Source organism: Halorubrum sp. AD140, assembly GCF_034497445.1.
Lineage (GTDB): Archaea > Halobacteriota > Halobacteria > Halobacteriales > Haloferacaceae > Halorubrum.
Window position 1 is genome coordinate 1 of the sequence record NZ_JAXRUU010000060.1, and the last position, 19,013, is coordinate 19,013.

Genomic DNA, 19,013 nt, shown 5'->3' on the forward strand with positions numbered 1-19,013 from the left:
CCGCCTTCGGCGGCCACTCGGCGGCGCGCGCCACCGCCCCGTTTGGGATCCGTAGTCGCCGTCGCTCGGTCGGCCGCGGTCGTCCGCAGTCGTCCGCGGTCGTCCGCAGTCGTCCGCGGTCGCGCGCGAACGATACGTTGATACGTCGACCGCCGGTACCCGATGAGACGATGGACGACCGGACGCGCGAGTACCTGAAGGGGCGGTTCGGCGACTACTACCGCCGCGCCTCGCCGTCGCTCCCGCCGGACGCGAACCTCCGCGAGTGGGGCCACATCCCGTGGACGCCCGGCTCCGGGACGACGATGGTCCGCCACCAGTCGCTGTTCGACCTCGGTGACGTCGACACGTTCTTCGCGGACAACGCGCCCCGGCACGCCTACTTCTCGGCCGCGCGCTACGACGACCCCGGCGCCTCGACGATGTCGCGGAAGGGGTGGCGCTCCGCGGACCTGATCTTCGACCTCGACGCCGACCACCTCCCCGGCGTGGACCCGGAGGCGACCTCGTACCCCGAGATGCTGGCGGCGTGCAAGGACGCCCTCTTCCGTCTGCTGGACTTCCTCGATAACGACTTCGCCTTCGAGGACCTCACCGTCGTCTTCTCCGGCGGGCGCGGCTACCACGTGCACGTCCGCGACGAGAGCGTGCGGGAGCTGGACAGCGAGGCGCGCCGGGAGGTCGTCGACTACGTGCGCGCGATAGATCTCGACACCGAGGGCCTGATCCGAACGGTCTCCGAGCGCGGCACGACGAAGCGGGTGCTCCGCACCGAGGGCGGGTGGGGCGCGCGCGTCCACGAGGCGCTCGTCGAGTACGCCGACGACCTCCGCGAGATGGACGAGGACGCCGCCCGCGAGCGGTTGATGGAGTTAGAGGGGATCGGCGAGGGGCGCGCGGAGACGATCCTCGGCGCGTTCGACCGCAACCCGACCGCGGTCCGCGAGGGCAACGTGGAGGCCGGCGGGCCGGGCGTGCGCCGGCTCGTCTCCGCGCTCGCCGCGCGCGTGGCCGCGACCGACACGGCCCCGATCGACGAGCCGGTGACCACCGACACGCGGCGGCTCATCCGGCTCCCGGGGACGCTCCACGGCGGCTCCGGGCTCGTCGTCACGCCCATCGAACGCGACGAGCTCGCCGACTTCGACCCGCTGCGGGACGCGGTGCCCGACCGGTTCGTCGGCCGCGAGATCCGGATCGAGACCGACGCCGATCGGACGGTAGAATTAAACGGTGAGCGCCTCACAGTAGAACCCGGTAGAAACACCGTGCCCGAGTTCGCGGGGGTCTTCCTGATGGCCCGCGGCGAGGCGCGGAAAGCCCCTGAACGATGAACCTCGACGAGCTCAGATCGGCGCAGGCGAAGGAACGCCGCAAGGACAGCCTCCAGCACCTGCGGGACTCCTTCTACGACGACGTGGCCGCCTACGTCGCCGACCTGCGCGCGGCTCGCGACCGACGGGCCGAGCAGGTCGCGAAGCCGTTCTCCGACGACGACGTCCGGCGCCTCTCGGACGAGGTCGAGACGGCCGAGGAGGTCGCCGAGGCGCTGTACGAGCGCCGCGTCGGCAAGGTGGTCAAACTCGCCTCGTTCGCCGCCGCCGACATGTCGGTCGACGCCGACGGGATGACGACCGAGGAGCGGCGGCTGTTCGACGACCTCGTCGATCGGATCGGCGAGAACAAGTCGCGCGTGCTCGACGTGCTCTCCGGCGAGGCGCCGGCAGGCGGAGCCGAATCCGCGTCTGCGGCCGAATCCGACTCCGTGCCCGACGTCGACGAAACTGCGGGAGCGAAGCGACCGGCGGCGGACGTCGAGGCGGACCCGCAGACGGAGTCGACTCCGCCCGCACCGGATCCGGGGCCCTCGGACCGACCCGCCCCCGCTGAACGGGCGGACTCCACCGAGGACGACGCGGCGGAAGGCGGCGCAGACGAGGTCGTCGACGCGCTCGCCGGGGCCATGGGCGGCGCGGACGACGAGGCCGCCGCCGCGAGCGACGCCGCCGGCGAGGGCGCCACCGCTGAGAGCGTCACCACCGACGGCGGCCCGACTGCGGTCCCGCCGGGGCCCGCGCCGCCGGACGCGACGGGCGTCGACGACCGCGACGACGCGAGCGACGGCGACGCGGACCGCGTTGCGAGCGCGTCTCCCGAGGCCACCTCGGGCGTCGACGACCGCGCCACCGTTCGGATCACCCGCGACGTCGGCGCCATCTTCGGAGTCGACGAGCGGGAGTACGACCTCGCGAGCGAGGACGTCGTGACCCTCCCCGTCGAGAACGCGGAGCCGCTCGTCCAGCGGGACGCCGCGGAGCGGCTCGACTGAGCCCGGCGATGGGCGCCGACGCCGCGACACGACTCCCGGACGCTGAAGCGACCCGCCGAGCGCGAGCCCTCGGCGCGGCGGCGACGCTCCTCGCGCTCGGCGGCATCGCGGCGGCGGTCCTCCTCGACCCGACGTTCTCGTGGACGAGCGACGCGCTCTCCGATCTCGGGGTCCGCGAGGCGAGCGCGCCCGCCTTCAACTGGGGACTGATCCTCGGCGGGGCCGTCGGCGTGGGGTACGCGGCGGACCTGGGGCGGACGCTCGACGGGCGAGCCGTCGCGCTCCGCGCGACCGTTCTCGCGCTCGCGATGGTCGCGATGGCGGGCGTCGGCGCATTCGACCTCACGGAGCCGCTCCACGGCCCGTCGGCGATCGGCTTCTACGCGCTGGTCACGCTCCTGTTCGCGGTCGACGGGGTCGCCCGCTGGGCGTCGACGACCGGACAATTCGCCCTCGCGTTCGTCCCGGTTCACGTGGCGGTCTGGGCGACGTTCCTCGCGGGCTGGTGGCCGGTGACTGGGCTCGCGCTGCCGGAGCTGCCGGGCGCGCTCGCGCTCGCGGCGTGGGTGTGGGTCCTCGGGCCGGCGCCGGTTCTCGGCTCGGTCGCGGCGCGGCTCGACGACGTCGGAGTCGACGGGGGCGGGACCGACGAAGTCCGGACCGACGAGCACTAACGCCGCGGGCGGCTACGGGCCGCCAATGGAGGTCGAGTTCCTCGGCGGCGCCCGCGAGGTCGGTCGGAGCGCGGTCCTCGTCGACGACGCGCTGCTGTTGGACTACGGGCTGTTGACCGCGGAGCCGCCGCGGTACCCGGTCCGGGACCCGGAGCCCGACGCGGTCGTCGTCTCGCACGGCCACCTCGACCACGTCGGCGCGGTCCCCGCGCTGCTGAAGGGCGACCGGCGGCCGGCGATCCACTGGACGCCGCCGACCGCTGACCTCGCGCGGACGCTGGCGCGCGACACGCTCAGGCTGCACGGCAGCAGCCCGCTGTGTCCCTTCTCGGAGGAGCACGTCGCGCGGCTCGGCGAGGTCGAGGAGCGGCACGCCTACGGGGAGCCGTTCGTCGTCGCGGCCGGCGGGACCGACTACGAGGTGACGCTGTTCGACGCCGGCCATATCCCGGGATCTGCGCACGTTCTGGTGGACGATGGAGACACCCGCCTGCTGTACACCGGGGACTTCCACACCGACGACCAGCGGCTCGTCTCGGGGACGACGGCGCGCCCCGACGCCGACGTCGTGATCTGCGAGTCCACGTACGCGGACGTGACCCACGAGGACCGCCGGAGAGTCGAGGACCGCTGGGCCGAGAGCGCGCGGACGACGCTCTGGGAGGGCGGCACCGTCGTCGCGCCGGTGTTCGCGATCGGGCGGACCCAGGAGCTCGCCCTCGTTGCCGACGCCAACGACCTCACCCCCTACGTCGACGGGATGGGGATCGAGGTGACGCGGCTGGTGCGGCGATACCCCGAGTTCCTCCGCGATCCCGAGGCGCTTCGCCGGGCGAAGGGCGCCGCGCGATTCGTCACCGGTCGGGGCGGCCAGCGCGAGCGGATCGCCGGCGACAGCGAGCTGATACTCACCACCTCGGGAATGCTCGCGGGCGGCCCTGTCCACTCGTACCTCCCGGAGATCCGCGGCAGCCCGACGAACCTCGTGACGCTGACGGGCTACCAGGTCGAGGGGACGCCGGGCCGCGAGCTCCAAGAGCACGGGCGACTCGCCATAAACGGGACGGTGCGTCCGGTGAGCGCGCGCGTCGAGTCGTACGACTTCTCCGCGCACGCGGACCGGGGAGGGCTGGAGTCGTTCCTGGACTCCTATCGGGGGGCGCGGATCCTCGTGAACCACGGCGATCGGTGTGAGGCGTTCGCCGAGGACCTCGGAGCGGACGGCTTCGACGCGAGCGCGCCCGAGCTCGGAGACCGGATCGAGCTGTAGACGCGTCAGTCGTCGTTCTCGTCGGAAACTACAGACGTGTTCGTCACCGTCTCGGCGTCCAGCGGAACCTCGGTCGACGCCACTCCCGAACCGGCACTCGGGTCGCCGTGGTTCTCGCCGTCCCATCCGGGGTGGAAATAGGCGACTCCCTGGTCGGGGAACTCGATGGCCGCCACGTTTTCGTTCCGTGCCTCTGCGGGTACCTGAGATTGCACCGGCTTCGAGGTGTTCAGGTTCGGGATCGTCTCCGAACGGATCTCCCCCGCCGACCCACCCTCGCTGGGATTCGCGTCGGTGAGCCAGACGACCGCTTCGACGCCCGCGTCCGACTCCCCGGCGTCGACGGATGCACTCCCGACCCCGTCGTATCCGACGCCGGTCACGTCGGGAGCGTCCGGCACGCACGTCACGGTGTGCGTGCGGTCCAGCGAGACGCTGACGCCCGTGCCGCTCCCGTCCGCCTCGAACAGCAGTTCGACGTCCGTCTCCTCGGAACACGTCAGCGTCACGTTCACCGGAGCCGCGGCTCCCTCGTCGAGTCCGGCCGGGGTGTCAGTCGAGTCGACGGACGCGTCTGTCGTCGCGGGGTTCGCAATCGACACGTCGACGTCGAACGCTCGGAGGTCGCCGCCGAACCGGTTCCGATACTCGACGACCCCCGTGGACTCCCCGCTGTCGACCTCGTCGACGAGCGGCTCGTAGCCGAGGTAGGCGCTCTCGTCGCCGGTGACGTTGGCGGCGAGCCCCCGGTCGGCCTCCATCGCGGTGAAGCCCGCGGTACCGACCACCAGCCCGACCGCCGCCGTGAACGCGAGCACGATGCTCAGGGTACGCAGGGCGCTCACGCGAGCCGGCGGCGACTGGGTGGTGGTGCTCATGTGCGAGGCTGGCCGCTCACTCGTGCGTGCGGAGCTCGGGCGGTTTCTCGGTGTTGCCGAGGCGCATCCGCCGGCCGATGGCGTGGTGGGCGAGCGAGGAGATCCCGAATGCGGTGGCCGTGAACGCTCCCACGTCGAGCGGTTCGAGTCCGACGAACCCCGGCGTGTCGGTGGCGACGGCGAGCAGGAGCGAGACGGCGAGACCCGCGAGCCCGACGTAGTAGAGGCTCCACGGGATCTCCTTGCTATCGAGCACCTCGACGTAGATGTCGAGGTTCGCCAGCTCCGGCGTCGGCTCGACGAGGTTCGTCTCGCTGTCGACCGTCACCACGTTCTTCTCCTCCAGCTTCGGCAGGTGCGTTCGCTGGAGCGTGCTGTACACGTTCCGGCGCTCCTGGTATCGCACCATCTCGGGATCGACGTCGCGTTCCCAGGCGGTGACGTACCTGGAGAGCTCGGAGACCTCGACCGGCTCCTCCGCGCGCTTGAGCGCGTGGATGACGAATCGCCGCCGCCGGTTCGACAGTACCTCGAAGACGTCGTCTTCGGACAGTTCACCCCCGTTTTCGCTCGATCCGTTCGTCGCGGCAGTGGTAGAGACCATGATGTGAGTATCCCCGTCCTGCGCCGGCGGATCCCCTCCTGTGAACCGGCGAATTTCGCTTGTATCGTGTGCACCACGCTGTCATAAACAGGTAGGATAGTTAACCTGTTATTTTCTGTTTCCTGTCACAAACAGCATCTGATCGTCGGTCGGACGAGAAATAACGGAAACCGGTATGCACTCCCAGTCGGTTCTTCAGGGAGTTGTTGATTGCCAGAACGACTGTTTGAAACAAGTTAGGGCCCGTTTTACTCGGATTCAGGCTCGCCACGATACGGGCAACGAGGGGCGCCCACGGCGTATCGAGCCCCGCCCGCCACGCATCGAGGTCACCGCGCGATCATGTCGAGAATCTCATAACGAAGTATCACCCCCCGTATGGGTTATCCGAGCGCTCCCGGCCCGGACGTCCGGGCTGCGGGGGTGCGTGAACACAGGTGAGATACGACATGGAACGACGCAAATTCGTGATCGGTCTGGGTGCATTGGCTTCAGGAGCTGCCGCTGCGATGGGGACGGGCGCGTTCACCGCCGCAGAACTCGGTGGACGAGAGGCGAACATCGAAGTCGCCAACGACAGCGACGGTCTGATCGGCCTCGAGGCCGGCGACACCGAATACGTCACCAACGACGGCGGCAGCGGCGAAAACGAGCTGATGATCGACCTCAGCTCGGACCACGGCGGTGACGGCGTCAATCCGAACTCCACGTACCAGGTCGGTGGGCTCGGCGATTTCGACAGCGGAAACATCAATCAGGTCCCGGGTGACCCGACCACGGATCCGTCGGTTGGCGATGTCGCCATCGACACGACGACCCCCATCTCGGACGAGTACGCGTTCAAGGTGATGAATCAGACGGATAGTCCGAAGGATATCGAGCTCACCTACGACGCCAACGACGAGCCCTTCCCGGACGACACGCGACTCTTTCTGGTCGCCTACTATCCCGAAGGAGGCAACGATTCCGAACAAGAGGAGGGACTGGCTGTCGGCGACGTCACAAACTCGAACAAGAAATCCGCCAGTATCATCTTCGACGACGACCAGCAGTACTCGGCGTCCATCGAAGAGGGGAAAGAGTTCTACGTCACGATTCTCGTCGACGTGGGCGGGGCAGACACCGACACCGACCTCGGTGGCGACCTCACCCTCCGCGCCGGGAGTCATGACGACTTCACGGACGCTGACGACTGAACACAGGGTGGAGATCAATAGAGATGAACCGACGTGATGTCGTGGTCGGGCTGGGAGCGCTTGTCGGTGCGGGAGCCGCGGCTTCCGGAACCGGTGCGTTCAGCGCCGCAGAGGCCTCCCGGCAGGCGACGATCGACGTCGTCGACGACAGTGACGGTCTGATCGGGCTGGTCGCCAACGAGACGATCGCGGGCGTTCGAATGAACGCGGGCGGTGAACTGACAGTCTCCATCGGTGACGACGATCCCGGAGTGAACGTCAGTTCAGTCTACCAGTTCGGGGCGTTCGCCTCCGACGACGACGTAGACGGTCTCACGGGCGACACGTTCTCCGTGGTCACGGACGGCGATCCCGCCGATATGAGCGACGGCCAGGATTCCCTCGAATCCGCGTTCGCCATTGTGAACCAGTCCGCGGAAGAGATCTCTGTCACGATCGACTTCGAACTGAACGACGACATCGACGGCGACACCGAGTACGCCTTCGAGCTACACTCTTCCCAGGGTGAAAGCGGTGCACGCGAAGGTCTCGCGACGAGTCCCATCGTCGGTAAACTCACCGCGCAACTGGGTACGGGTGAATCATTCGGAGTCTCGTTCATCGTCAATGCACTGAGCGGAAAGACGGCGGACGCGATCTCGGGCAGTCTGAGCATCTCTGCGACTGCCGTCTAGCAACCCGAATTTTATTCAGAACAGCTGACAGTTTACGAACGTTCCGGCTTCACAGAGCGCTGTGAAGTCGCTCCCGAAGTCAGGATATCGAGAGTGCTGCGTCCCCGCGAGACCGAACAGACGTGACCGACAGTTCGACTACTCGCCGCCGTCCGTGTACGCCCGGTCGGAGAGCACGCGCTCGGCGGTCGCGTTCGCCTCAGCGGGGCTGGGACAGTCCCCGTCGACGACCGCGCCTGCGAGCTCGCCGGCGAGCGCGTACACCGCGCCCCCGTCCGCCCGCTCGGCCACGCGCTCGAACGTCGGCCGGTAGCCGGCGGCCGTGCGCTGTCCGGTCTCGTCGAGGGAGGCGTCGATGGCGTACTCGAGCTGGCGAACCGCTTCCTCTGGGTGCATACCCGACGGTTCCACGCGGACCCACTTAACTGTACTCAGATTCGCAACTGAGTTAATTCTCGCGGCCACGCCGCTCTGGCGGGAGTCGGCGGATCGACGTTTATACGCGTCGGGGCGCCAGAGAGCGGCCATGACCGACGCAGACGAGCGCGCGCCCGTCGCCGAGCGCGCGGCCGTCGCTGAGCGCGCGGCGCGAGCGGGCGGCCGCGTGGCGCACGACCGCTTCCGGAGCGACATCGCCGTCGAGAGTAAGGGCGAGGGCGACGTGGTGACCGAGGCCGACCGCGCCGCCCAGCGCACCGTGATCGAGTCGATCCGCGAGTCGTTCCCGGCCGACGCGGTCGTCGGCGAGGAGGGCGACGAGGCGAAGGCCGTCCCCGACGAGGGCGCGGCGTGGGTGATCGACCCCATCGACGGCACGCACAACTACGTCCGGGACATCCGCGTGTGGGGCACCGCGGTCGCCGCCGTCGTCGACGGCGAACCGGTCGCGGCCTGCACCGTCTGTCCGGCGCTCGGCGACGTGTACACCGCCGACGGCGACGGCGCGTACCGAAACGGCGATCCGATCGCGGTCAGCGACGTCGACGACCCGCTTCGGGCGACCGTCGACCCGACGCTGTGGTGGGGGTTCGACGTCCGCGACGAGTACGCGAACGCCTGCGCGGCGATCGTTCGGCGGTTCGGCGACATGCGGCGGTTCGGCGCCGCGCAGGTCACGCTCCCCACCGTCGCCGCGGGCGGCTTGGAGGGGACGATCTCGAACCTGCGGGCGAACCCGTGGGACTCCGTCGGCGGCGTCTTCACGGTCCGGCAGGCCGGCGGCCGCGTCACCGACCTGGAGGGGAACCGCTGGCGACACGATTCGACAGGACTCGTCGCCTCCAACGGGGCCCTCCACGACGAGGTGCTCGCCGCCGCGCGGGAGATCGAGGAGCTGGACTGAAGGCGGTTCTCCGTGAGCCAGTCCGCGGAGGGGTCGACACCGAACGCGGGACGTCCGCCCGACCGGAACGCCCCGACCGGCCACAACGCTATCCGGGTGCGAGCCGTAGCCGCGCACATGCGCTCCGAAGACGAGGTCCGCGAGCAGTACGAGTTCCTCTGCGAGCAGCTCGACGACGAGGAGATGTCCCACCGCGGCGTCGAGGAGCTGTTCACCCACTACAAGCGCGCGCTCGGCTGGGTGCTGGAAGAAGAACACATGTGAGCCGAGGCGTTCCGTACGCCCCCGGAAACACGCCCCGGCCCCGAAGACGTGTGACCGAGCGAACAACAGTAGCGGTTCCTCGTTAGCTTTATCAGTACGAACCCTGTATCAGCAGGTGACGCTTCGTCTGGAGGGCCGAAGCGTCAGCGGGGACCAATCGGCACGCTCGACGCGGCTTTTTTCCGCGTCGGGCGAGCCGGCTTTCTGCGGAACGCCGAACGAGTACGCCCGCGAGCGGTGGCCGCGTCCGTCGCGCCGCCACCGATCCGCTCCTGGTGTCGACACCGATCCGTCCACCCGTCGCTGACCAATCGGTCGCGACGGCTGACAGCACACGAGGCGGAGTCGAGACGAACGACCTTCATAGTTATTCTCTTGACAGAACCCAGACGGCCGTATCTGCTGACTCAGTGGGTCGGCACACCCGTCCAACGCTTATTATAACGGTATATTTATTTATTTAGAATTGTAATGTGTGAGTAGTTGCATGTACGATCTCACGGGGTTTCAGCGTGACCTGCTGTACGTGATCGCCGGTCTTGACGAACCTCACGGACTCGCGATCAAAGAGGAGCTCGAGGACTACTACGAAAAAGAGATCCACCACGGCCGGCTCTATCCCAACCTCGACACGCTCGTCGAGAAGGGGCTCGTCGAGAAGGGCCAGCGGGACCGCCGCACGAACTACTACACGCTGACCCGACGCGGACGCCGCGAGATCGACGCGCGGACCGAGTGGGAATCGCAGTACATCGACCACTGATCGGCCGATCGCACCGCCGCCGCGCGCCGACGTCCGGACGCTCTCGTCTCTGCGTCCATCTTCCCGATTCTCCGCGTTCGGCGAACCGCAGTTGGACGTATCTCCAACGACCGTGGGACGGCCTCGCCTTTATTCTGTCCGCGCGCAACACGGCGACATGGATCGCCACACGGCCACGCCCGAGGTCACCGATCTCCCGGGCGACCGCGCGCGGGAGTGGGTCGAGTATCACCACCGGTCGGCCGCGCCGAGCACGTACGTCTACGAGTTCGTCTGGGACCGCACCGCGCCCGCCGAGGGTCCGTTCTGTACCGACGTCGACGGCAACGTGCTCATGGACTTCACGAGCCACGTCGCCGCCGCGCCGCTCGGATACAACAACCCCCTCATCATGGAGCCGCTCTCCGAGTTCGACCTGATCGATCCGCTGAAGATCGCCGGTCAGGACTTCTACGTCGCCGGCGGCGAGTCGCCCGGCGACGGGCTTCCAGGGTCGTCCGGGCTGATGGATCGGCTCACCGAGGTCACCGCCCACTACGACATGGACACCGTCTTCCTCTCGAACTCCGGGGCGGAGGCGGTCGAGAACGCGATCAAGATCGCGTACGACGACTCCAGCGGCGCCAAACACGCGATCACGTTCGACGGCGCGTTCCACGGGCGAACGCTCGGTGCGCTCTCGCTCAACCGTTCCAAATCCGTGTACCGACGGGACTTCCCGGAGATCAGCGGCGTCCACGACGCCCCGTTCTGCGACGACCGCACCTGCACCCCCGAGACCTGCTCGTGCGGCTTCTTCGCCGGCGGCGTCTCCCGGCTCCGCGAGAAGCTCGACCCCGAGCGCGGCCACGTCGACCCCGACGACGTGGCGTACCTCATCTTGGAGCCGATTCAGGGCGAGGGCGGCTACCGCTTCCCCTCCGACGCGTTCACCGACGAGATCGCCGCGCTGGTCGACGAGCACGACATCACGCTGATCGCCGACGAGATCCAGTCCGGGGTCGGCCGCACCGGCGAGCTGTGGGGCTCCGACCACTACGCGCTCGAACCGGACGTGATCTCCAGCGCGAAGGGGCTCCGCGTCGGCGCGACGATCTCCACGTCCGACGTATTCCCGGGGGACAAGAGCCGGATCTCCTCGACGTGGGGCGCCGGCGACGTGATCGCGTCCGCGCAGGGCGCGCTCACGCTCGACGCGATCCGCGAGCACGACCTCATGGACAACGCCGCGACCAGGGGACGCCAGTTCAAGGAGACGATGCGCGACGCCGACCTCCCCGGCGTCGTCGACGTCCGCGGGAAGGGCCTGCTGCTCGCGGTCGAGTTCGACTCGAAGGAGCGCCGCGATGTGGTCCTGAAACGCGCGTTCTCTCGGGGGCTGCTCACGCTGGCGTGCGGCCACGACGTGCTCCGGGTCCTCCCGCCGCTCGACGTCACGGAGCGCGAGATCGAGCTCGGCTGCGACCTCCTCGCGGCGGCGATCTCCGACGCGGCGTAGGGTGGAGACGCGAGACCTGCGACCCCCAGCGGCGCCTACCGATCCGCGTACCACTCCGCGAACTTCTCTAACGCGCGGCCGCGGTGTGACACCGCGTTCTTCCGGTCGGTGTCCATCTCGGCGAACGTCTCGCCGTCGTGTTCGAATATCGGGTCGTAGCCGAAGCCGCCGTCGCCGCGCGGCGCGACGATTCGTCCGGGAACGTATCCCTCGAACAGCTTGACGGGGAGCTCGTCGCCGTCGCGCCTGTCACCGTCCTGGCGCCCGCCGTCCTCGCCCGGACCCGCAGCCGCGGCCGCGTTGCGGTCCCCACGGTCCACGGGGTCCGGGCTCGCGGCGAACCCCTCGCCGTCGCAGTAGCCGAGCGTGCAGCGGAAGGCGGCCCGCCGGTCGTCCAGGTCGGCGACGAGCTCGTGGACGCGCTCGAACCCCAGCGTCTCCTCCACGTACGCGGAGTAGGGGCCGGGGAAGCCGTCGAGCCCCTCGACGAACAGCCCCGCGTCGTCGACGAGCACCGGCTCGCCGGCGTGCCAGTACGCCTCCCGAGCGCCGCGCGCCGCGATCGGGCCGAGCGCGTCGGCCTGTATCTCCGTGTAGTCGAAGTCGAGCCGCTCCACCGAGCCGTCCGGGAGGTAGCGCTCCGCCTCGCGCACCTTCCCGGGGTTCGTCGTCACATATCTGAGCACGGGTCCGGATGCGGGCGGCCGGAACGAATAGCCGTCGGTCGCGGCCACGCACGCGCGCCGACCACCGTCGGTCCGACCGCCGACCCGGGAGGGACACCCTCTTAAGAGTCGCCCGTCTGGAACGGACGGACATGCTGATCGCCGGAACCGTCATCGCCGACTCCGAGACCGTGATCCCCGACGGCGCGGTCGTCGTCGAGGGAGCGAGAATCGCCGCGGTCGGCGACGAAGCGGCCCTCCGCGAGGAGCACCCCGATCACGAGCGCCGAGAGGTCGACATCGTCGCGCCCGGGCTGGTCGGCGGCCACGTGCACTCCGTGCAGTCGCTCGGTCGCGGGATCGCCGACGACGACGCCCTGCTCGACTGGCTGTTCGACGCGGTGCTCCCGATGGAGGCCGCGATGGACGCCGAGGCGACCCGCGCCGCCGCCGAACTGGGGTACCTGGAGTGTCTCGAATCGGGGACGACCACGGTCGTCGACCACCTCTCCGTCAACCACGCCGGGGAGGCGTTCGAGGCCGCGATCGACACCGGGATCCGCGCGCGGCTCGGAAAGGTGCTGATGGACCGGGACTCGCCCGCGGGGCTCCAGGAGGACGCCGACGCCGCGCTCGCGGAGAGCGAGGCGCTCATCGAGGAGTACCACGGCGCCGCCGACGGTCGGGTCCGGTACGCCGTCACCCCCCGCTTCGCCGTCACCTGCAGCGAGGCGTGTCTCCGCGGCTGCCGCGAGCTCGCCGACCGCCACGACGGGGTGACGATCCACACCCACGCCAGCGAGAACGAGGACGAGATCGCGGCGGTGGAGGCCGACACGGGGACCCGGAACATCCTGTGGCTCGACGAGGTCGGGCTCACGGGACCGGACGTGACGCTCGCGCACTGCGTGCACACCGACGAGCGCGAGCGCGAGGTGCTCGCCGACACCGACACTGTCGTCACCCACTGTCCCTCCTCGAACATGAAGCTCGCCTCCGGGATCGCCCCGGTCCATGACTACCTCGACCGGGGGATCACCGTCGCGCTCGGCAACGACGGACCGCCCTGTAACAACACGCTCGACCCGTTCACCGAGATGCGACAGGCGAGCCTCCTCGGAAAGGTGGACGCCCGCGATCCGACCCGGCTCCCAGCCGCGACGGTGCTGGAGATGGCGACGGCGAACGGCGCGCGCGCGGCCGGTTTCGACCGGCTCGGGACTCTCCGGGAGGGCCGGCGCGCCGACGTGATCGGGCTCACCACGGACCGCACGCGCGCCACCCCGATCCACGACCCGCTCTCGCACCTCGTGTACGCCGCCCACGGCGACGACGTCGTCTTCACGATGGTCGACGGCGTGGTCCGGTACGACGACGGCGAGCACGTGGGGATCGACGCCGACGCGGTCCGCGAGCGCGCCACCCGCCAGGCGAGACGCGTCGTCGAGGCGGCCGGAATCGACGCGCCCGAGCCGTAGCCCGCCGGCGGAGCTGTCGCCGGTCGGTTGCCCGGCCGCCGGTTCGCCAAAAACGGGTTTGATCCGCCCAAATCCGGACCGAGTATCTCTCCGTTATACCCGTTCGGGGCGTGTCCGGTGAATCACCATGACGGACCGATCGCGGACGACAGGCGACGACCGCTCTCAGGACGCCTCCACCGACAGCTTCCGGCGGCGGGAGTTCGTGGCGCTCGGCGCGGGCGCGAGCGCGGCGATGTTGGCGGGCTGTGCCGGAGACGGAGGGCTCACCCCGTCCGACGGGTCGGGCGACTCGGACGATTCCGACGACTCGGACGGTTCGGACGGCTCCGAGACGCTCACCGGCAGCTTCCGGCTGCTCATCAGCGACGCGCCGGCGGACATCGGCGACTTCGACAGCTTGGACGTCACGCTCGACGAGGCCCGCGTATTCGAGGCGAGCGACGAGGACGAAGACGAGGAGGACGAAGACGACGATGAAGATGACGAGAACGAAGATGACGAGAACGAAGATGACGAGGACGAAGAGGACGAGAACGAAGAGGACGAGGAGGTCGAGGACGAAGACGCCGAGAGCGACGACGAAGAGGAGGACGGAGATGACGAAGACGGGGAGGAGGACGACGAGGAAGACGAAGACGGGGACGGGGATGACGAAGACGGGGATGACGACGAGGATGACGACGACGAGGACGGGGATGACGAAGACGGGGATGACGACGAGGATGACGACGACGAGGCGGACCGCGGGTTCTTCGTCGTCGACCTCGACGGCGCCACGGTCGACCTCACGCAGGTGATCGACGAGGACGCGATGGCCGTGTTCGACGGCGAGATCCCGGCGGGAAGCTACGAGAAGGTGGAGCTCTCGGTCTCCGACGTCGAGGGGATCGTCGACGGCGAGGCGGTCGACGTGAAGCTCCCGAGCGAGAAGCTCCAGATCACGACTTCCTTCGAGGTCAGCGAGGACGAGCCGGTCAGCTTCGTCTTCGACATCAACGTGGTCAAGCGGGGTCAGAACAACGGGTACATCCTCCGGCCCGTGATCTCCGGGAGCGGGGTCGCCGGCCGAGACGTCGACGTCAACGAGATCGGTGAGAACGGGGAGAGCGACGAGGAAGACGGAGACGAGGAAGACGGTGAGGAGAGCGACGAGGAAGACGGAGACGAGGAAGACGGTGAGGAGAGCGACGACGAGGACGAGAGCGACGACGAGGAGACGAACGGCAGCAGCGAGAACGGAACGGAATCCGACGACGACAGCTAGGCGGACAGGTCGCCAACTCGGTCGCTCTCGACGCGTCCGCCGTGGTCCACGGAAGTGGCGCCTACGACGACGACTCGATCGGCGACGCCGGTGCCGACGGGCAATTCGCCCACTGCACCGCGGCCGCGGGATCGTTGAACGTCTCGATGTCGATCCCCTCGACGTCGATCGTCCGCTTGATGTACCGTCGCTTCGAGCGCTCGCCGACGACGGCGAACCGCGTCACGCCGCGAGCGACCGCGATCTGCGCGGACTCGCGCAGCGCGCGCCGGCCCGCGTCCGAGCAGGGACGGGTCGTCCGGACGACGAGCACGACGGCGTCGATCCGACCCTCGGTCGCGAGCGTCCGCCAGCGATCGAGGAACGCCTCGCCGTCAGCCGGAGAGAGGCCGGTTCCGTGGGGGAACTCGACGACGAGCACCCCGCCGTCGACCTCCATCCACCACCGCTCTCTCGGTTCCATAGCAGCTCTTCACATCTGTCGGATGATAAATGCACGCACCCGATTATCGGATGTGATACGAACTGGCACAGAGGGCGATCTCGGGCGGTCTCAACCGAGAGCAACCGGCGTCTCCCCACCGCTCGCCGATCTCGCAGCCAGCCAGTCTCGGTTCTGAGAGCTATCGGTCCGTGGATGCGTCGCCCCGCGAGGCGCCGGCGGCCGTCGAGTCCGCGGCGAGCGCGTCGACGACGGCGCGCGCGAGCGCCGCGAAGTCGGCGTCCGCGGGCACGACGCTCGCCTCGACGCCGTGGTCCGCTGCGGTCCGCGCGGTCGGTGGGCCGATAGCGCCCACGACCGCGTCGTTCAGGCCCGCAATCGCGGCGTCGCGCACCCCGCGCTCCGCGGCGGCGTCGAGGAAGTGCGTCACCGTGAGCGACGAGGTGAACGCGGCGGCGTCGAGCGCTCCAGCCGCGGCCAGTTCGGCGGACTCGCCCGCACCCTCGGGACGCGTGAGCCGGTAGAGCACCGTCTCGTTCACCGACGCGCCGGCCGCGCGGAGCCCGTCCAAGAGCACGTCGCTGCCGTGGTCCGAGCGCGCCACCTCCACGCGCTCGCCGTCGACCCGCTCCGCGAGCGCCTCGACGAGGCCCGCTGAGGTGTACTCGTCGGGCACGAGGTCGACCGCCCACCCGGCGTCGCGGGCTGCCTCGGCGGTCGCGGGGCCGATGGCGACGAGCGTCGAGTCCCCCGGTTTCCAGCCCGCCTCGGCCGCGAGTTCGACGCCGGTCTTGCTCGTGAGGACGACGTACGGGGCCTCGGCCGGGACCGCCCCCGTCGGCTCGACCGCGAGCATCGGGTCGGCGACCGGGTCGACGCCGAGCGACTCCAACAGCGCCGTCGCGTCGTCGATCCGCTCGTCGGCCGGACGGAAGACGGCGACGCGGGGGGCGTCGCTCTCGGCGGTCCCGTCGCTTTCGCCGACGCGGACGTCGTCCCCGCCGTCCGCGCCGTCGGCGTCGCTCACGCGTCGCCACCTCGCCCGCCGTCGTTCCGGAGGAACTCGACCACGCGGTCCCGGGTCGCGGCGACGTCGCCGATCACGGTGATCGCGGGCGGCTCGATGCCCGCCTCGTCGCGGACGTCGACGACGGTGTCGAGGGTGCCGGTCGCGACGCGCATGTCGGGCCAGGTCGCGCGCTCGACCAGCGCCACGGGGGTGTCGCCGTCGAGTCCGGCCGCGCGGAGCTCGGCGACGTACGCGGGCAGCTTGCCGACGCCCATCAGCACGACGATCGTGCCGCCGGTCGCGGCGAGCGCGTCCCAATCGACCGCCGACTCCTCCTTCGTCGGGTCCTCGTGGCCCGTGACGAACGAGACGGAGGAGGCGTGGTCGCGGTGAGTCACCGGGATCCCGGCGACGGCCGGTCCCGCGATCGCGGAGGTGACGCCGGGGACGACCTCGAAGGGGATCCCCGCCTCAGCGAGGTGTTCGGCCTCCTCGCCCCCCCGGCCGAAGACGAAGGGGTCGCCGCCCTTGAGCCGGACGACCGACTTCCCCTCGCGCGCCAGTTCGACGAGGCGCCGGTTCGTGTACTCCTGCGGGGTCCACTCGCCCCCGGCGCGCTTGCCGACGTCCTCGCGCTTCTCCGCCGGGATCTCTCCGAGGATCTCCGGGCCCGGAAGCTTGTCGTGGAGCACCACGTCGGCCGACTCGATCAGTCGGGCGGCCTTCACGGTCATGAGATCCGGGTCGCCCGGGCCGGAGCCGACGAGGGAGACGGTGCCGACGCTCGGTTCCATCGGTTCGTCGGCGTCCGTGCGTTCAGTCATCGACCTCGACCTCCTCGCGGGCGGCCGCGATCAGGTCGGCCGCGCCTCGCTCCGCCAGGTCCGCCGCGAACGATTCGGCCGCCTTCGCGTGCGACCGGATCGGGAGGTCGCGGGTGGCCGCCACCTCCTCGGTGCCGTCGGTCGAGAGGACCCGGACGCGCGTGTGTACGTGCTCGCCCTGCACGAGCGCCGAGACGCCGATCGGCGCGACGCAGCCGCCGTTGAGCTCGCCGAGGACCGTCCGCTCGACGGTGACCGCCACCCGCGTCCGGGGGTGGTCGACCGCGGAGCGCACCGCCTCGATCACGTCGGGGTCGGTCGCGGTCACCGCGATGGCGCCTTGGCCCGCCGCGGGGACGAACTCCTCGCGGGGGAGTCGCATCGTCGGGACCTCGCGGAGCAGGTCGGAGCGCCGGAGTCCGGCCTCCGCGAGGACGATCGCGTCGTACTCCGTGTCGACCTTCCGCTCCATCGCCGACCGTTCCAGGTCCGAGAGGGAGTCGAACCACTCCTCGACGGTGCGCTCGAACTCCTCGTCGGTCTCGTCGCGTTCTCCATCGGCCTCGCCGCTCCCGCTCTCTCCCCCGCCTCCGCCTTCCTCGGCGGTCATCGCACGAGCCTCGCCCGAGGCGATCAGCCGGCGCTCGTGTTCCGCCTGGAGGCCGGGCGCGAGCAGCTTCTCGATCCGGGTGTCGACGTTCCCCCGCAGCGGCTCGACGACGAGGTCCGGACGGGCGGCCTTGATCTGCGCGGTCCGCCGGAGCGACCCCGTCCCGATAACCGCGCCCGAGGGGAGGTCTTCGATCCCGAGCCCGTCGGGGTGGACGAGCACGTCGCCGGAGGGGGCGCGCTCGGGGACGCCGGCGACGACCACGTCGTCCATCCCCTCCGTCGGTACGTCCTTCAGCGAGTGCACGGCGAGGTCGGCGTCGCCGGCGAGCACCTCCTCGTCGAGCGCCCGGACGAAGGCGCCGGTCTTCCCGAGCCGGTGGATCAGCTCGTCGGGGATCTGGTCGCCGCGGGTCTCGACGCGCCGGATCTCCACGTCGCGGCGGCGGCTCGATAACGCGTCGCGGACGGTCCCGGCCTGTCGGAGGGCCAGGTCCGACCCGCGCGTGGCGAGCCTGAGGGTCTCGGTCATACCCGACTGGAGGTCCCCCGCGTTCAAAAGGGCACTAGTTCGGGCGTGGCGCCGGAACGCGAGTGAAACGGAGCGCCCCGGCGCGATCGCTTCGAACTCAGTCCCGGGGCGCGTGCCGGTGAGCGGCCGACAGGCCGCGAACCGCACGCGCGAGGGAGGCGGCGGTCCGGCGCGGCATCGCCCGCGCCGGCCCGTCTGCCGAGGCTGGGGAGGCGCGAGGCTGGGGAGGCGCGAGGCTGGGGAGGCGCGAGCGACCGACGGGAGGAGCGGGAGCGCGGAAGTCACAGCCCGCGGAGCGACGACTCCGAGCTCTTCTTCGCCTCCGAGCTACCCGCAACACCTACCGAACCGAAGACGTGTTAGTGCTCGGGACCCAACTCGGCGCAATGGGAGTTCAGGAACAGTACCCGTTCGACGTGGAGGCGATCCGCGACGACTTCCCGATTCTCGACCGGAAGGTCGGCGGGGATCCGGAGTCGCCGGGAGAGGGACCGGGCGACGACACGCCGCTCGTCTACCTCGACAGCGCGGCCACCTCGCACACGCCGGACCCCGTCGTCGACACGATCGCGGACTACTACCGCGGCTACAACGCCAACGTCCACCGCGGGATCCACCAGCTGAGCCAGGAGGCGTCGGTCGCGTACGAAGAGGCCCACGACGCGGTCGCCGACTTCGTCGGCGCCGCGGGCCGC

21 protein-coding genes are annotated in these 19,013 nt (G+C 69.9%); 13 read left to right on the forward strand and 8 right to left on the reverse strand.

Features of this window, described 5'->3' with window-relative positions; all coding sequences use genetic code 11:
• Positions 1 to 170: 170 nt before the first annotated feature.
• From priS to U4E84_RS13395, 4 genes are read left to right on the forward strand one after another with little or no spacing between them, the layout of a single operon-like run.
• A complete protein-coding gene (gene priS / locus U4E84_RS13380) occupies positions 171 to 1,334 on the forward strand; it encodes a DNA primase small subunit PriS (RefSeq protein WP_322532599.1) in 1,164 nt (387 codons plus the stop codon).
• Positions 1,331 to 2,329, forward strand: coding sequence for a hypothetical protein (locus tag U4E84_RS13385; RefSeq protein ID WP_322532600.1), 999 nt, complete (start codon positions 1,331 to 1,333; stop codon positions 2,327 to 2,329). The genes priS and U4E84_RS13385 overlap by 4 nt, the downstream gene beginning before the upstream one ends.
• Positions 2,330 to 2,337: 8 nt before the next feature.
• Positions 2,338 to 3,003: a DUF998 domain-containing protein gene (locus tag U4E84_RS13390; protein WP_322532601.1), complete on the forward strand. Its 666-nt coding sequence runs from the start codon at positions 2,338 to 2,340 to the stop codon at positions 3,001 to 3,003.
• A 25-nt stretch (positions 3,004 to 3,028) separates the two neighbouring features.
• On the forward strand, positions 3,029 to 4,273 hold the full coding sequence (locus U4E84_RS13395) for an MBL fold metallo-hydrolase (protein ID WP_322532602.1): 1,245 nt from the start codon (positions 3,029 to 3,031) through the stop codon (positions 4,271 to 4,273).
• Positions 4,274 to 4,278: 5 nt separating this feature from the next.
• On the opposite strand, the gene U4E84_RS13400 is transcribed toward U4E84_RS13395, so the two are convergent.
• Positions 4,279 to 5,151 carry a hypothetical protein gene (locus tag U4E84_RS13400; RefSeq protein WP_322532603.1) on the reverse strand — a complete coding sequence of 291 codons (873 nt, stop codon included), beginning with the start codon at positions 5,149 to 5,151 and terminating at the stop codon, positions 4,279 to 4,281.
• A gap of 16 nt (positions 5,152 to 5,167) precedes the next feature.
• Positions 5,168 to 5,755 carry a transcriptional regulator gene (locus tag U4E84_RS13405; protein ID WP_322532604.1) on the reverse strand — a complete coding sequence of 196 codons (588 nt, stop codon included), beginning with the start codon at positions 5,753 to 5,755 and terminating at the stop codon, positions 5,168 to 5,170.
• A 449-nt stretch (positions 5,756 to 6,204) separates the two neighbouring features.
• Between U4E84_RS13405 and U4E84_RS13410 the strand changes: the two genes are divergently transcribed.
• Together U4E84_RS13410 and U4E84_RS13415 are read left to right on the forward strand one after the other, a co-directional pair.
• Entirely contained in the window at positions 6,205 to 6,951 is a 747-nt protein-coding gene (locus U4E84_RS13410) for a hypothetical protein (RefSeq protein WP_322532605.1), read from the forward strand.
• Positions 6,952 to 6,974: 23 nt separating this feature from the next.
• The gene (locus tag U4E84_RS13415) at positions 6,975 to 7,625 is read left to right on the forward strand and encodes a hypothetical protein (protein ID WP_322532606.1); all 651 of its coding nucleotides are present in this window, start codon (positions 6,975 to 6,977) and stop codon (positions 7,623 to 7,625) included.
• Between the two features lie 138 nt (positions 7,626 to 7,763).
• On the opposite strand, the gene U4E84_RS13420 is transcribed toward U4E84_RS13415, so the two are convergent.
• Positions 7,764 to 8,021, reverse strand: coding sequence for a hypothetical protein (locus tag U4E84_RS13420; protein WP_322532607.1), 258 nt, complete (start codon positions 8,019 to 8,021; stop codon positions 7,764 to 7,766).
• Between the two features lie 130 nt (positions 8,022 to 8,151).
• Between U4E84_RS13420 and U4E84_RS13425 the strand changes: the two genes are divergently transcribed.
• The 4 genes from U4E84_RS13425 to U4E84_RS13440 all read left to right on the forward strand — a co-directional run bounded on the left by U4E84_RS13425 (position 8,152) and on the right by U4E84_RS13440 (position 11,492).
• Positions 8,152 to 8,967, forward strand: a complete 816-nt coding sequence (locus U4E84_RS13425) for an inositol monophosphatase (protein ID WP_322532608.1) — start codon at positions 8,152 to 8,154, stop codon at positions 8,965 to 8,967.
• 117 nt (positions 8,968 to 9,084) lie between these two features.
• Positions 9,085 to 9,231, forward strand: coding sequence for a hypothetical protein (locus tag U4E84_RS13430; RefSeq protein ID WP_322532609.1), 147 nt, complete (start codon positions 9,085 to 9,087; stop codon positions 9,229 to 9,231).
• A 487-nt stretch (positions 9,232 to 9,718) separates the two neighbouring features.
• Positions 9,719 to 9,994, forward strand: a complete 276-nt coding sequence (locus tag U4E84_RS13435) for a PadR family transcriptional regulator (RefSeq protein ID WP_322532610.1) — start codon at positions 9,719 to 9,721, stop codon at positions 9,992 to 9,994.
• Positions 9,995 to 10,151: 157 nt separating this feature from the next.
• Complete coding sequence (locus tag U4E84_RS13440; RefSeq protein WP_322532612.1) at positions 10,152 to 11,492, forward strand: aminotransferase class III-fold pyridoxal phosphate-dependent enzyme; 1,341 nt, start codon at positions 10,152 to 10,154, stop codon at positions 11,490 to 11,492.
• Positions 11,493 to 11,527: 35 nt separating this feature from the next.
• Here U4E84_RS13440 and U4E84_RS13445 read toward each other — a convergent pair whose 3' ends face one another.
• Positions 11,528 to 12,178, reverse strand: a complete 651-nt coding sequence (locus tag U4E84_RS13445; RefSeq protein ID WP_322532614.1) for a non-canonical purine NTP pyrophosphatase — start codon at positions 12,176 to 12,178, stop codon at positions 11,528 to 11,530.
• A gap of 131 nt (positions 12,179 to 12,309) precedes the next feature.
• Here U4E84_RS13445 and U4E84_RS13450 point away from each other — a divergent pair, with 131 nt between their 5' ends.
• Both U4E84_RS13450 and U4E84_RS13455 read left to right on the forward strand, forming a co-directional pair.
• Complete coding sequence (locus tag U4E84_RS13450) at positions 12,310 to 13,635, forward strand: 5'-deoxyadenosine deaminase (protein ID WP_322532615.1); 1,326 nt, start codon at positions 12,310 to 12,312, stop codon at positions 13,633 to 13,635.
• 127 nt (positions 13,636 to 13,762) lie between these two features.
• Positions 13,763 to 14,902 (forward strand): DUF4382 domain-containing protein, encoded by a 1,140-nt coding sequence (locus U4E84_RS13455; protein WP_322532616.1) that lies wholly within the window; start codon positions 13,763 to 13,765, stop codon positions 14,900 to 14,902.
• A gap of 61 nt (positions 14,903 to 14,963) precedes the next feature.
• On the opposite strand, the gene U4E84_RS13460 is transcribed toward U4E84_RS13455, so the two are convergent.
• The 4 genes from U4E84_RS13460 to hemC all read right to left on the reverse strand — a co-directional run bounded on the left by U4E84_RS13460 (position 14,964) and on the right by hemC (position 18,318).
• The gene (locus tag U4E84_RS13460) at positions 14,964 to 15,365 is read right to left on the reverse strand and encodes a hypothetical protein (protein WP_322532617.1); all 402 of its coding nucleotides are present in this window, start codon (positions 15,363 to 15,365) and stop codon (positions 14,964 to 14,966) included.
• Between the two features lie 160 nt (positions 15,366 to 15,525).
• Entirely contained in the window at positions 15,526 to 16,371 is an 846-nt protein-coding gene (locus U4E84_RS13465) for a uroporphyrinogen-III synthase (RefSeq protein WP_322532618.1), read from the reverse strand.
• Positions 16,368 to 17,177: a uroporphyrinogen-III C-methyltransferase gene (gene cobA / locus U4E84_RS13470; protein WP_322532619.1), complete on the reverse strand. Its 810-nt coding sequence runs from the start codon at positions 17,175 to 17,177 to the stop codon at positions 16,368 to 16,370. Before cobA ends, U4E84_RS13465 begins: the two co-directional genes overlap by 4 nt.
• Positions 17,170 to 18,318, reverse strand: a complete 1,149-nt coding sequence (hemC, locus tag U4E84_RS13475; RefSeq protein WP_322532620.1) for a hydroxymethylbilane synthase — start codon at positions 18,316 to 18,318, stop codon at positions 17,170 to 17,172. Before hemC ends, cobA begins: the two co-directional genes overlap by 8 nt.
• 386 nt (positions 18,319 to 18,704) lie before the next feature.
• Between hemC and U4E84_RS13480 the strand changes: the two genes are divergently transcribed.
• Positions 18,705 to 19,013 (forward strand): aminotransferase class V-fold PLP-dependent enzyme (locus U4E84_RS13480; RefSeq protein WP_322532621.1); only part of this gene is annotated, 309 nt, incomplete at its 3' end.

Coding starts and splice junctions, on each gene's coding strand:
- priS (WP_322532599.1), top strand. CDS start 171: ATGGACGACCGGACGCGCGAGTACCTGAAGGGGCGGTTCGGCGACTAC.
- U4E84_RS13385 (WP_322532600.1), top strand. CDS start 1,331: ATGAACCTCGACGAGCTCAGATCGGCGCAGGCGAAGGAACGCCGCAAG.
- U4E84_RS13390 (WP_322532601.1), top strand. CDS start 2,338: ATGGGCGCCGACGCCGCGACACGACTCCCGGACGCTGAAGCGACCCGC.
- U4E84_RS13395 (WP_322532602.1), top strand. CDS start 3,029: ATGGAGGTCGAGTTCCTCGGCGGCGCCCGCGAGGTCGGTCGGAGCGCG.
- U4E84_RS13400 (WP_322532603.1), bottom strand. CDS start 5,151: ATGAGCACCACCACCCAGTCGCCGCCGGCTCGCGTGAGCGCCCTGCGT.
- U4E84_RS13405 (WP_322532604.1), bottom strand. CDS start 5,755: ATGGTCTCTACCACTGCCGCGACGAACGGATCGAGCGAAAACGGGGGT.
- U4E84_RS13410 (WP_322532605.1), top strand. CDS start 6,205: ATGGAACGACGCAAATTCGTGATCGGTCTGGGTGCATTGGCTTCAGGA.
- U4E84_RS13415 (WP_322532606.1), top strand. CDS start 6,975: ATGAACCGACGTGATGTCGTGGTCGGGCTGGGAGCGCTTGTCGGTGCG.
- U4E84_RS13420 (WP_322532607.1), bottom strand. CDS start 8,021: ATGCACCCAGAGGAAGCGGTTCGCCAGCTCGAGTACGCCATCGACGCC.
- U4E84_RS13425 (WP_322532608.1), top strand. CDS start 8,152: ATGACCGACGCAGACGAGCGCGCGCCCGTCGCCGAGCGCGCGGCCGTC.
- U4E84_RS13430 (WP_322532609.1), top strand. CDS start 9,085: ATGCGCTCCGAAGACGAGGTCCGCGAGCAGTACGAGTTCCTCTGCGAG.
- U4E84_RS13435 (WP_322532610.1), top strand. CDS start 9,719: ATGTACGATCTCACGGGGTTTCAGCGTGACCTGCTGTACGTGATCGCC.
- U4E84_RS13440 (WP_322532612.1), top strand. CDS start 10,152: ATGGATCGCCACACGGCCACGCCCGAGGTCACCGATCTCCCGGGCGAC.
- U4E84_RS13450 (WP_322532615.1), top strand. CDS start 12,310: ATGCTGATCGCCGGAACCGTCATCGCCGACTCCGAGACCGTGATCCCC.
- U4E84_RS13455 (WP_322532616.1), top strand. CDS start 13,763: ATGACGGACCGATCGCGGACGACAGGCGACGACCGCTCTCAGGACGCC.
- U4E84_RS13460 (WP_322532617.1), bottom strand. CDS start 15,365: ATGGAACCGAGAGAGCGGTGGTGGATGGAGGTCGACGGCGGGGTGCTC.
- cobA (WP_322532619.1), bottom strand. CDS start 17,177: ATGACTGAACGCACGGACGCCGACGAACCGATGGAACCGAGCGTCGGC.
- hemC (WP_322532620.1), bottom strand. CDS start 18,318: ATGACCGAGACCCTCAGGCTCGCCACGCGCGGGTCGGACCTGGCCCTC.